The organism is Cupriavidus respiraculi, from assembly GCF_914271545.1.
In the GTDB taxonomy this organism is placed as follows: domain Bacteria; phylum Pseudomonadota; class Gammaproteobacteria; order Burkholderiales; family Burkholderiaceae; genus Cupriavidus; species Cupriavidus respiraculi.
This window is the reverse complement of the sequence record NZ_CAJZAH010000001.1, coordinates 553,012-565,188: the sequence shown is the minus strand read 5'-3', so window position 1 is coordinate 565,188 and position 12,177 is coordinate 553,012. Positions and strand designations below refer to the sequence as shown.

Here is a 12,177-nt window from a genome sequence, read left to right as displayed (position 1 = left end):
CCGAGCCAGGCAACCATCCAGACAGCAGGAGGAGACAACATGCATACCCATCGCCCATCGACGGCATCGACGACATCGACGACATCGACGGCATCGACGGCATCGACGGCATCGACGGCATCGACGACATCGCCCGCATCGGCCCGGCTGCTGCGGCGCGCCGCCGTCGCCGCCCTGGCGGGCCTGATCGCGGGCTCCGCGGCCGCGCAGGATACCTTTCCCAGCAAGCCGGTGACGCTGGTGGTGCCGTTCGGTCCCGGCGGCACCTCCGACATCATGGCGCGCATTCTCGAGCGCCGCATGTCGGAGACGCTGGGCGGCTCGATCGTCGTCGACAACAAGGCGGGGGCGGGCGGCGCGATCGGCATGTCGCAACTGATGCGTGCCAAACCCGACGGGCATACCATCGGCCTGTCGGTGATCGGACCCGAGGTGCTGCAGCCCGCCATTCGCAAGACCGGCTACACCTACAAGGATTTCGACCACGTCTGCGGCACGTACGCGGTGCCGCTGATGATGATGGTGCCCAAGGACTCGCCGTTCAAGACCGTGGCGGACGTGATCGACTACGCGCGGCGCAATCCGGAGAAGCTGACCTATGGCTCTTCCGGCCCCGGCACGCTGCTGCACCTGTCGATGGAGATGCTGCTCGGCAAGGCCGGCGGCAAAGGGCTGCACGTTCCCTACAAGAGCTCGGGCGAGATGGTGACCGGGCTGCTCGGCAAGCAGGTGATGCTGTTCAACGAGACGCCCACCGTGTCGAAGCAGTATGGCCTGCGGCCGCTGGCGGTGTTCGCCGACAAGCGCCTGGCCGGCTACCCGGACGTGCCGACCATGGCCGAAGCGGGCTGGCCGGTGCAGGCGACGATCTGGGGCGGCGTGATCGCGCCGAAGGGGCTGCCCGCGCCGGTGCTGCAGAAGCTGGAGACCGCATGCCGGCAGGCGCTGGAGAGCAAGGCGTATCGCGCCGATGCGGAGCGCCTGGAGACGCCGCCCGAGTACAGGAGCGCAAAGGACTTCGCCGCGTTTGCCCAGCGCCAGTCCGAGATCTACGGCAAGCTGATCGCGGAACTGGACCTGGCCGATAAATAGCAGAGGGCGGGGCGCGCGGGCGCGAGGCGCCCGCCCTGATCCGCTCAAGTCAAAGACGATATCCGGTGGACATTCTTTCGTCGGGGCCGGTGGCGCAGGTCATCGCCGCCCCGGCCACCTCGCTGCTGTTCCTGCTGTGCGTGGCCATCGCGACCTATGTGCAGACGCTGACCGGCTTCGCGTTCGGTCTCGTGCTGCTCGGGCTGGTGGCCACGTTCGATCTGGCCTCGGTCGCGGACGCCGCCAATATCGCCACCGTGCTGACGCTGGTCAATGCCGTGGCGTTCTTTCGCGCCGACCGCCAGCCGCCGCCATGGAAGCTGATGCGGCCCGCGCTGATCGCGAGCCTGCTGACCGTGCTGGTGGGGGTGCTGCTGCTGCACTGGCTCAACGACAATGCGTCGGCCTGGCTGGAGACCGTGCTGGGCGTGGCCATCGTCGCCTGCGCCATCAGCCTGGTGGCACGCAGGCGCCCGGGCGAACGGGTGGGGCCGCCGCGCGGATTCGCGCTGGCCGGCGCGCTGTCCGGGCTGATGGGCGGGCTGTTCGGGACCTCGGGGCCGCCCATCGTCTACCACCTGTACCGGCAGCCGCTCGCCACCGACGTGGTGCGCCGCGCGCTGCTGGTGATGTTCGCCAGCAATGCGAGCGTCAGGCTGGTATTGGTGATCGTGTCGATCGGCCTGTCGCCGCGGGCGATGCTGCTCAGCGTGCTGTCCGTTCCCGTGGTGCACATCGCCACGCGGCTGACCATGATGGCGCCGCCGCCGCTGCCACCGAGGGTGATGCGGCCGGCGGTGGCGGTGCTGCTCGCCCTGACGGGCGTGGCCATGGTGGTGAGATAGCGCCCACCACCCGGGCCCGCGGCCCTCAATAGATCGAGGGCTCCACCGTGGGCGCGTTGCCCGCGAGGCTGGCGAAATCGCAGCCCTCGTTGGCCTGCGTTACCTCGTGCTGGAAGATGCGGCCATAGCCGCGCGCATACGGGCGCGGCGGCGGCTGCCACGCCGCGCGCCGGGCCGCCAGCTCGTCCTCCGACACCAGCATGTCCAGCCGCCGCGTGCCGATGTCGAGCCGGACGATGTCGCCGGTGCGCAGCAGCGCCAGCGGGCCGCCCACGGCCGATTCCGGCGCGACGTGCAGCACGCACGTGCCGTAGTGGGTGCCGCTCATGCGGCCGTCGGAGATGCGCACCATGTCGCGCACGCCCTCGCGCAGCAGCTTCTTCGGGATCGGCAGGTTGCCCCATTCGGGCATGCCGGGGCCGCCGATGGGCCCGGCGTTGCGCAGCACCAGGACCGTGGAGGCGTCCACATCGAGATCCGGGTCGTCCATGGCCGCGAACATCTCGGCATTGGAGTCGAACACCAGCGCGCGCCCCTCGTGCCGCAGCAGCTCGGGCGTGGCGGCGGACGGCTTGATCACCGCGCCGTCGGGGCAGAGGTTGCCGCGCAGCACCGCCAGCGCGAGCCCGGCCTCGGGGCATTCGGGGGTGCCGGTTTTCAGCGGGCGATCGATGTCGAGCACGGTGCCGTCGTCCTCGATCGGCCAGGCCGCGATGTTTTCACCCAGCGTGCGGCCGGTCACGGTCAGCGCTTCGAGATCGATCAGCGGCGCGATCTTCCGGAGCACCGCGGGCAGCCCGCCCGCGTAGTGGAAGTCCTCCATCAGCCGTTCGCCGGACGGGTACAGGTTGGCGATGACCGGCACCGCGCGCGCGACCGCGTCGATCTCGTCCAGGTCCAGCGACACGCCGGCGCGGCCGGCCATCGCGGGCAGATGCACGGCGGCGTTGGTCGAGCCGCCCAGCGCCGCGTAGACCGCCACCGCATTGAGAAAGGCCGTCCTGGTGGCGATCTTCGATGGCCGCAGGTCTTCCCACACCATCTCGACGATGCGCTTGCCGCAGGCCCACGCCATGCGCGGGTGCGCCGCGTCGACCGCGGGAATGCTCATCGCGCCCGGCAGCGAGAAGCCGAGCGCCTCCACGATGGCCGTCATCGTGCTGGCGGTGCCCATGGTGTTGCAGGTGCCGACCGAGCGCGTCATGCGCGCTTCCATCGTCACCCATTCGTCCTTGCCGATATTGCCGATGCTGTACTCGGCGAAGTACTTCTTGGTGTGGGTGCCCGCGCCGACCGCCGCGCCGCGGTAACGGTCGTTCAGCATGGGGCCGGCCGGCACGAAGATCACCGGCAGGTCCATCGAGAAGGCGCCCATCATCAGGCCGGGCGGCGTCTTGTCGCAGCCGCCCATCAGCACCGCGCCGTCCAGCGGCAGGCTGCGCAACAGCTCCTCCGTCTCGATGGATAGCAGGTTGCGGTACAGCATGGTCGTCGGTTTGACCATCACCTCGCCCAGGCTCAGCGCGGGCAGCTCCAGCGGATAGCCGCCCGCCTGCAGCACGCCGCGCTTGACCGCCTCGGCGCGCTCGCGCAGGTGCGCATGGCAGGGCGAGAGATCGCTCCAGGTATTGATGATGCCGATCACCGGCCGGCCCATGAACGCTTCGCGCGCCAGGCCCTGCTGCTGCATGCGCTGGCGATGGGCGAAGCCGCGGATATCGTCGCTGGCGAACCAGCGGTGGCTGCGCAGGTCCTCGGGACGGCGCGGCGGCTTGTCGGCTTGAGACATGATGCAAAACTCCTGTTGATCCCGCCGCGGCTCAGTACGACGCGTCGGCGTAGCCCGGCCCGCGGCCGAAGCGCCCGGCCAGATCGTCGGTGCTCTTGCGCAGCAGCACCTGGTCGGTGCCCACCGCGACGAACAGCGCGCCCAGGTCCAGGCATTGCTGCGCCCGTTTCTCGTCCAGCATCAGCAGGCCCGGGGCCTTGCCGCAGGCGAGGATGCGGGAGATGGCATCGTCGATGGCGGCGCGCACGCGGGGATGGTGCACGTCCCCTGCTACGCCCATGCTGGCGGACAGGTCGGCGGGGCCGATGAAGATGCCATCGACACCGTCCACGGCGGCGATATCCTCCAGGCGCTCCAGCGCTTCCTCGGTCTCTAGCTGGACCAGTACACACATCTGGTCGTCGGCATCGCGCACGTAGTGGCTGTCGCGCCCGAAGCGGGACGCACGCATGGTGCCGCCCATGCCGCGGATGCCGCGCGGCGGATAGCGGGTGGCGGCGACCGCCGCCGCGGCTTCCTCCGGCGTCTGCACGAAGGGAAACAGCAGCGTCTGCGCGCCGATATCCAGATAGCGCTTGACCAGCACGGCGTCGTTCCACGCGGGCCGCACGACGGCCGAGGTATTGGCGCAGCGGCCGGCGTCGACCGCCTGCAACTGTTGCTGCATCACTACCGGATCGCTGGCGGTGTGCTCGGTGTCGAGCAGCAGCCAATCGAAGCCGGCACCGGCGATCAGCTCCGATACGAAGGGAAAGGGCAGGGTGGACCAGAGTCCGACCTGGGCGCGCTTCTCGCGCAGCGCCTGCTTGAATTGATTCTGTGTTGGCACGTTGTCTCCGGAAACGATGCGGGGCCTTGGAGCTGGACGGAGCGTGGTTCAGTCGATCTTCACGTTCGCGGCCTTGATCAGCGCCCCCATGGACGCATAGTCGGCCTTGAGCCGTTCGGCGAATTCCGCCGGCGTGGACGACAGCACCTCGGTGCCCATCGCCTCGTGGCTGGCGCGGAACGCCGGCGTCTTCAGGATCTCCACCATCTCCTTGCTGAGCCGCTCGACCACGGGCTGCGGCGTGCCGGTGCGCACCAGCATACCGCTCCAAGGCACCTGCACCACGCCCGCGGCGCCTGCTTCCTTCATCGTGGGCGCGCCAGGCAGCTGCGTCGCGCGCTTGTTGTCGGCCACCGCCAGGATGCGCACCTTGCCGCTCTTCTCGTACGCGAGCACCGCGTTGAGGTTGTGGAACATCATGGGAATCTGGCCGCCCATCACGTCCGTCAGCGCGGCCGGGCCGCCCTTGTAGGGCACGTGGGCCAGGGTGGTGCCGGTCTTCTGCTCGAACAGCACGCCGGTCAGATGCATCGTGTTGCCGTTGCCCGCGGAGCCGTAGTTGATGGTGCCGGGCGCGGCCTTGGCCGCCGCCACCACGTCGGCCACCGTCTTGTAGGGCGAGGCGGCGTTGACCACCAGCACGTTGGGCGTCTGGTTGGTCAGCGTGATCGGCTGGAAGTCCTTCAGCGGATCGAACCCGGTGGACTTGTACAGGTGCGGGTTGACGGCCAGCGTGCTCACCGAGCCGAAGAAGATCGTATAGCCGTCCGCCGGCTGCTTGGCCACGTACGCGGCGGCGATATTGCCGTTGGCCCCCGCGCGGTTCTCGATCACCACCGGCTGGCCCAACCGCTGCGACAGCGCCTGCGCGAACGGGCGCGCGAACGCGTCGGCCGCGCCGCCGGGCGGCTGGGGCACCACCATCACGATGGGCTTGTCGGGCCAGGCGGCGTGGGCCAGGGAAGTCGCGGCAAGGCAGGAAAGGGCAGCCGCGGCTTTGCGGAACTGGGTCATGGTGTCTCCTCGTGAGGCGGCTCGAAGGTCGCTTTTTAACGGATGTTAGCGGTTTCATTTGTCAGCGTAGGGATCCGATGAAACCGGTAACATTGGCGGAGTGTATAATCCGCCCCGCGCTGCGGTCAATGCCGGGCTGCCGCGTATCACCCGGAACGAACGCCAATCAGCGCACCAAGGAGCGCCCCAAGGAGCGCGACGGGCGACTCGCCGCCATCGGCAATCCGCAACGACACACACACGACAGTGGCCATGCCTCCAGACCCCGAACGGCCCGTATCGGGCAGGTCGACCGCCCGGCGCCAGCGGGCGGCGCGGCCGAGCAGCGGCACCTATACCGTGCGCGACATCGCGGCGATGGCGGGTGTCTCGTCGGTAACCGTATCGCGCTATTTCAACGAACCGCAGCGGGTGTCCGAGGCCGCCCGCGCGCGCATTGCCCGCGTGGTCGAGCAGACCTCGTACGTGCCAAACCAGGCCGCGCGCTTTCTCGCCACCAACCAGGGTGGGGTGGTCGGCGCGGTGATGCAGAACGTCACCAGTGCGACCTTCGCGGACATGGTGCGCGGCATGTCGGACATGGCCGAGCGCAACGGGCTGCAACTGCTGCTGGCCAACAGCAATTTCTCGCGCGACTCGGAGGGGCGGGCGCTGCGTACCTTCGCGGGATGGCACCCGCGCGCGCTGGTGCTCACGCGCAGCGACCATTCGCCCGAGACCGACGCGCTGCTGTCGCGGCTGCGCGTGCCGATCGTCGAAGCGTGGGAATTCCATGCGGGCCGCCCGTTCCACCAGGTCGGGTTCTGCCAGCTGACGGTGGGCCGGATGCTGGCGCGGCATTTCATCGGGCAGGGCGCCGCCCGCATCCGCTTCGTGCTCAACGGCGCCGTGGAGGACGGCCGGGCAACGCGGCGCAGCGAGGGCTACGCGCAGGCGATGGTCGAGGCCGGCCTCGCGCCCGACGTCTGGCGCGCGGGCGCGGCCGACGATGTCGGCGCCGCCCGCGAAGCCATCGCGGCGATCGCCGCCCTGGCGCCGGCCGAGCGTCCGCGGGCAGCGATTTTCGCCAACGACAGCATGGCCATCACCGCCATCCTGAGCGCGCCGGCGCTGGGCATCGGCGTGCCGGCCGGCCTTGCCATCGCGGGTTTCGGCGATACGCCGCTGTCCGCCGTCACCACGCCGGCGCTGACGACCGTGCGGCCCGACGCCTACGCGATCGGCAGCCGCGCACTGGCCATCGTGGTCGCGGCGCTCCAGGGCGGCACCCCGGGAGGCGGGCCGCAGGCGGTGGAGGTGCCCTGCGCACTGGTCGAACGCGAAAGCAGCCGGCTGTGCTAGGGGCGCAACTCAGGGTATTCCCGGGGTGTTGCCGGGATGAAACGGTTTGGCAGGACCGCCGTGCACTTCTCCGGTGACGGGAATGATTCTCGTTGGTATTATCCGTCGCCGTTTGCGACAGCATTCGCGGCAGCCAATCGCGCGCATTGGCACAGCACACCACAACGGGAAGCCGGCCAGGACCGGCCCATCACTGCCATGCATACGAGCAATCCTCGCGCGCCCCTTTTCAAGCCGACCACCCTGGCCACCGCGATTGCGCTGGCGTTGCTGGCGGCCAGACCCGGTTTCGCGCAGCAGCAGACGGCTGACGCCAACGAACCCGCGGGCTCCACCCTCGACACCGTGAAGGTGACGGGCAGCTGGCTCGGCACCGGCCTCGAAAACAGTGTGAAAACCTTTCCGGGCGCGCGCAGCGTCGTGGACAAGGAAACCATCGAGAGCACCGGCGCGACCAATATCGGCGACGTCCTGCGCCGCATCCCCGGCGTGCAGAACACCGACAACTCGGGTACCGCCGGCAGCGCCATCTCCCTGAACGTGGGCGTGCGCGGCCTGACCGGCCGCTATTCGCCGCGCTCCACGGTGCTGCTCGACGGCATTCCGCTCGCCGTCGCGCCCTATGGCCAGCCGCAGCTGTCGTTCGCCCCGGTGAGCCTGGCCAACATCGAGTCCATCGACGTGGTGCGGGGGGGCGGGGCGGTGCGCTACGGCCCGCAGAATGTCGGCGGCATCATCAACTTCACCACGCGGTCCATTCCGACCACCCCGGGGCTGACGGGCGATGCCACGGTACGGCAGAACATCTTCGACCAGGGCGGCGGCGACAACACCCAGTACAGCACCTTCCTCGGCACGCAGCTGGACAATGGTCTCGGCCTGGCCCTGCTTTACTCGGGCATGACCGGACGCGAGTGGCGCCAGGGCAGCGACGACCGGGTCAACGATCTCGCGCTGAAGTTCCGCTACGCGCTGACGTCCACCTCGGAGATCTACGGGAAGTTCTCGTACTTCGACGTCAAGTCGCGCACGCCCGGCGGCCTCACCGTGGCCCAGTACGAGGCCGATCCGTTCCAGAACACGCGCCCGACCGACTACTGGGAAGGCAACCGCAAGGGCGTGGATGTCGGCTACATCAACTCGATCTCCGACAACCAGGAGTTCGAGGTTCGCGCCTACTACAACGAAAGCACGCGCTCCAGCGTGCTGATCAACACCGCCGGCACGCAGCTGACCAACCAGCCGCGGGACTACCAGGTGCTGGGCATCGAGCCGCGCTACACCCATCGCATCGCGCTGGGCCCGACCACGCATGACGTGACGGTCGGCTACCGCTTCCTGCGCGAGCGGGGCAACGACCGCAGCTTCAACGAGATCATCGCGACGGGCGTGCTGACGCCGGTGGTTCGTTTCGACAACGCCACCGATGCGCACTCGTTCTATATCGACGACCGCATCGCCATCGGCAAGTGGCGCATCACGCCGGGCGTCCGCTTCGAGCACATCGAGTCGGACCGCGAGCAGAGCGGCACCACGCAACGCTTCGAGACGAAGAACAACAAGGCGCTGCCGTCGCTGAACATCGCCTACCTGCTGACCCCGCAGCTCACGCTGTTCGGTAACTACAACACGTCGTTCGGCCCGGTGCAGAACCTGCAGCTGAACTCGCAGACCGCCAGCAATCCGCTGCAGCCGGAAGTCGCCAAGACCACGGAAATCGGCGGGCGCTGGCAGAGCGAGCAGGTGCGCGCGGAACTGACGGCGTTCAAGATGCGCTTCGACAACCAGATCCTGCAGGTCCCGGGCATCACGCCGCCGACGTTCCAGAACATCGGTGCGACCGACCACGAGGGCATCGAGAGCGCCATCGAATACGCCTTCGACCGCAAGAGCATGCTGGCCGGCCTGAGCGTCTACGCCAACTACACGTGGACCAAGGCCATCCAGGAATCGGGCGAGAACGCGGGCAAGGACGTGCCGTTCTACTCCCGGCATACCAGCACGCTCGGCACCCGCTACGAACTGGCCAACTGGGCGTTCAATCTGTCCAGCACGCACCAGAGCGCGCAGTTCTCCGACGCGGCCAACACGGTCGCCGAGACACCCGATGCCCGCGTCGGACGCGTGCCGGGCTTCCGCCTGTGGAACGTGCAGGCCAGTTGGAAGCCCACCGCGGTCAAGGGCAGCGAGGTGCTGCTGGGCATCAACAACCTGCTGGACAAGCGCTTCTACACCCGCAACGTGGACGGCAACGCCGGCCGCATGGTGGGCGCGCCGCGCCTGTTCTACGTGCAGGGCCGTCTGGCCTTCTGACCGCGGACCCGACCAGGACGCGGCGGCGCAGGGCAACGCATGGCACGAATGCAGCGGCTGTGGCTGCGCGTCCACCGCTGGGTGGCGCTGGGCATTGGCTGGATCCTCGTTCTCTCGGGGCTGACGGGGGCCGTGCTGGTCGCCGCAAAGCCGCTGGATCGCTGGTTCCATCCCGAGCTGTTTATCGCCCCCGCGGCCCATGCCGCACGCGCGGCGGTGCCGCTGGACGGCATCGTGCGCACCCTGCGCAGCGAGTTCGGGCCCAAGGCGAGCTTTACGCTGCGCCCGCCGCGCCAGGCCGACGACACGCTGTGGGTGCTGGTGCGCGGACCCTGGGACGGCACGGTCTATCTCGACCCCGCGACCGGCGCGGAGACCGGCCGGCGCGGCGAGACAGAAGGGTTTGCCAACGCGCTGTTCAAGCTGCATAGCTCGCTGTGGCTGCGCGACACCGGCAAGGCCATCCTGGCCTGGGCCGCGCTGGCCTACCTTCTTCTGCTCGTGACCGGACTGGTGCTCTGGTGGCCGCGCCGCTGGCCGCCGTCGTTGCGCATCGAACTGCGCAAGGGCACCATGCGCGCGCTGTTCGACCTGCACCGGATCGGCGGCGCCGTGGCGGGCCTGCTCATCGCGGTCTCGGTCGCGACGGGGGCCTACATGGCGTGGCGCCCGCTGACCGGTGTCGTCACCGCCATCGCTGGCGCCGTGCCGGTAGCGGCCCCAGCCATCCCGAAAGACAACGGCGGCAGCCACGGCAGCCACGCCAGCCCGCCGCTCGACGTGCTGATCGCCAATGCGCAGGCCGCGCTGCCCGGCATGCCCATCGGCTACATCCAGATCCCCGCGCAGCCGCATCGTCCGGTACGCATCCGCTTCCGGCTGCCCGACGACCCGCATCCCAACGGCCTGACTTCCGTGTGGCTGCACCCGCGCAGCGGCGAGGTACTGGCGGTCCACCGCTGGAACGAGCTCGATCCCGGGGCGCGCGCTGTCGCGGTGGTCTACCCGCTGCACACGGGCACGCTGGGCGGCGTCCTTCTCGAAGTGTCCATCGCTGTCGGCGGGCTGCTGCTTGCGGCGATTGGCGGCACCGGCGTGTGGCTGTGGTGGCGGCGACGGCAGGTTCGACGGGCGGGCTCGCGGCGCCAGTGACCGCCACGGCGCACGTGCCGTGCTACAGCTCCCAATACCCGCGCAGCATCGCCTCGTGCGCGAGCACCGACAGCAGCCGCAGCCCGGCGCATTCCTCGTCGGCCCGCCATTGCCAGTCCGCATCCGGTTGGTGGATCACCCTGCGCAACGCGGCTTCCACGCGCTTTCCCTGCTCGTCTTCCGCGTCGAAGAGGCGGAAGTGGCAGGCAGGCGGGAGGACGTGCCGAAGGTCCCGGAACAGGGTGCCGCCATGGATGCCCGCGACAATCAGGTCCAGGCCGGCGCGGCCACCGTGGCCTTGCGCAATGGCGGTGTGGCTGCTCACCTGGACATAGGCCAGGGAACACAGCCAGGGCATTGCATCGCTATGCAATTCATGTCTCCAGCTTCCCCCCGGGAATCTGTTCTGGTATCGATGTCATTCGTGGCGTTGTGGAGGCGAATGCTCCGTGGCGGATCGACGCAGTTCCCTCATCCCGTGATGCAACCGGACGGACAGGATGGGCACCGGCATTCGCTGCGCCATCGAAGATACTGACCGTGCAGGTTCGCTTCTGTGGGGTGGCGCACACAGGTGCACCAAGATGGCGTCGCTTTGCGAAGCGGCCGCAGGCGGCGGCGCTGCCGCCTGCGGTGGCACGCGTCAGAACTTGTGCCGGATGGACGCCACCACGCCGAGCTGGTTGGCGCTGCCGGCGACGCCGTTGAAGCCGCCGACGCCAAGCCGGGAATCGCCGCGGTTCAACGCGTAGGCCACGTTGACGTAGACGTCCGTGCGCTTGCTGAACGCATACTCGCCCGACAGGATGAACAGCCACGGGTCGGCCCCCGTGCCGTGAAAATCCTGATAGTAGGCGGCGCCCTTGAACGTCCATGGTGCGCGCGGCTGCCACGTTGCGCCAGCCCAGTACAGGTTGCCGGTGGCCGATTCCCCGCCACGGGTTTCCCAGCGATAGCGATAGCCGGCGTAGGCGGTGACCCTGCCGATGTCGTAGCTGCCGACCAGGGCGGCGCGCCGCGTGCGGTCGCCTGCCGTTGCAAGGCTCGCGCCCGCGACCTCGTCGTAGGCCACCGCCAGCGCGGCGGGGCCGGCGTCATAGCGCAGCGAACCGCTGTATTCGCGCCCGACCGTGCTGTGTCCGGGCACTTCGCCATTGACGCCGGCCGTGCCGTCGGCGCCGAAGCTGTAGAACGCGACGGCGGTGAGCGGCCCCAACACGCCGGTGTACTTCAGGGAGTTGTCCGCCCGCGCCTGGAAGCCGGGGTCCTGCGCGCCGATGGAATAGCGTGGGCCGATGACCATCGGGTCGAACTGGGCGCCGATGTCGTACAGCGGTGTGCTGTGCCGGCCGGCTGTCAGCGTGCCGAAGCGCCCCTTCAGGCCGACCCATGCCTGCCGGCCGAACAGGCGGCCGCCCTGCGCGCTGCGCCCGTCGTCGAGATTGAAACCGCTTTCCAGCGCGAACACCGCCTGCATGCCGCCGCCCAGGTCCTCGGCGCCGCGCAGGCCCCAACGCGAGCCGGAGAGGTTGCCCGCCTGCATGCGCACTGCGCTGTCGCCGCTCTCCGGCAGATGGTCGATGTACTCGATGCCGATGTCGGCAACGCCGTAGAGCGTGACGCTGGCGCGTGCCGGCGTGGCGGCGAGCGCTGCCGTGGCGGCCAGCGCGGCCGTGCATGCGATCGATGGTTTCATGAGCTGCGTTTCTCCTGTTGTGTCGGCCCGGGACGAGTGCGGTCCCCCGGCGTTGGCCGGGCCTTTGTTGGTAAAGCGTCGATGCCGCGCGGCGAATGGCGGCCAC

10 protein-coding genes are annotated in these 12,177 nt (G+C 69.1%); 5 read left to right on the top strand and 5 right to left on the bottom strand.

Annotated elements, in window-relative coordinates; all coding sequences use genetic code 11:
- The first annotated feature begins 39 nt into the window (after positions 1 to 39).
- Both LDO27_RS02465 and LDO27_RS02460 read left to right on the top strand, forming a co-directional pair.
- A complete protein-coding gene (locus LDO27_RS02465) occupies positions 40 to 1,092 on the top strand; it encodes a Bug family tripartite tricarboxylate transporter substrate binding protein (protein WP_224039411.1) in 1,053 nt (350 codons plus the stop codon).
- Positions 1,093 to 1,157: 65 nt separating this feature from the next.
- Complete coding sequence (locus LDO27_RS02460) at positions 1,158 to 1,937, top strand: sulfite exporter TauE/SafE family protein (protein WP_224039409.1); 780 nt, start codon at positions 1,158 to 1,160, stop codon at positions 1,935 to 1,937.
- 25 nt (positions 1,938 to 1,962) lie between these two features.
- Here LDO27_RS02460 and araD read toward each other — a convergent pair whose 3' ends face one another.
- Genes araD through LDO27_RS02445 form a run of 3 tightly spaced genes read right to left on the bottom strand, consistent with a single transcriptional unit; the run spans position 1,963 to position 5,569 of the window.
- Entirely contained in the window at positions 1,963 to 3,726 is a 1,764-nt protein-coding gene (araD, locus tag LDO27_RS02455) for an L-arabinonate dehydratase (protein ID WP_224039407.1), read from the bottom strand.
- A gap of 31 nt (positions 3,727 to 3,757) precedes the next feature.
- Positions 3,758 to 4,555, bottom strand: coding sequence for an aldolase/citrate lyase family protein (locus LDO27_RS02450; protein WP_224039405.1), 798 nt, complete (start codon positions 4,553 to 4,555; stop codon positions 3,758 to 3,760).
- Between the two features lie 48 nt (positions 4,556 to 4,603).
- Positions 4,604 to 5,569, bottom strand: a complete 966-nt coding sequence (locus tag LDO27_RS02445) for a Bug family tripartite tricarboxylate transporter substrate binding protein (protein ID WP_224039403.1) — start codon at positions 5,567 to 5,569, stop codon at positions 4,604 to 4,606.
- Positions 5,570 to 5,821: 252 nt separating this feature from the next.
- On the opposite strand from LDO27_RS02445, the gene LDO27_RS02440 reads away from it, so the two are divergent.
- From LDO27_RS02440 to LDO27_RS02430, 3 genes are all read left to right on the top strand, one after another.
- The gene (locus LDO27_RS02440) at positions 5,822 to 6,910 is read left to right on the top strand and encodes a LacI family DNA-binding transcriptional regulator (protein ID WP_224039401.1); all 1,089 of its coding nucleotides are present in this window, start codon (positions 5,822 to 5,824) and stop codon (positions 6,908 to 6,910) included.
- Between the two features lie 198 nt (positions 6,911 to 7,108).
- Complete coding sequence (locus LDO27_RS02435; RefSeq protein ID WP_224039399.1) at positions 7,109 to 9,223, top strand: TonB-dependent receptor family protein; 2,115 nt, start codon at positions 7,109 to 7,111, stop codon at positions 9,221 to 9,223.
- Between the two features lie 39 nt (positions 9,224 to 9,262).
- A complete protein-coding gene (locus LDO27_RS02430; RefSeq protein ID WP_224039397.1) occupies positions 9,263 to 10,375 on the top strand; it encodes a PepSY-associated TM helix domain-containing protein in 1,113 nt (370 codons plus the stop codon).
- Positions 10,376 to 10,397: 22 nt separating this feature from the next.
- On the opposite strand, the gene LDO27_RS02425 is transcribed toward LDO27_RS02430, so the two are convergent.
- Positions 10,398 to 10,733, bottom strand: a complete 336-nt coding sequence (locus LDO27_RS02425) for a hypothetical protein (RefSeq protein WP_224039395.1) — start codon at positions 10,731 to 10,733, stop codon at positions 10,398 to 10,400.
- Positions 10,734 to 11,018: 285 nt separating this feature from the next.
- Complete coding sequence (locus tag LDO27_RS02420) at positions 11,019 to 12,071, bottom strand: porin (protein WP_222206048.1); 1,053 nt, start codon at positions 12,069 to 12,071, stop codon at positions 11,019 to 11,021.
- Positions 12,072 to 12,177 lie beyond the last annotated feature (106 nt).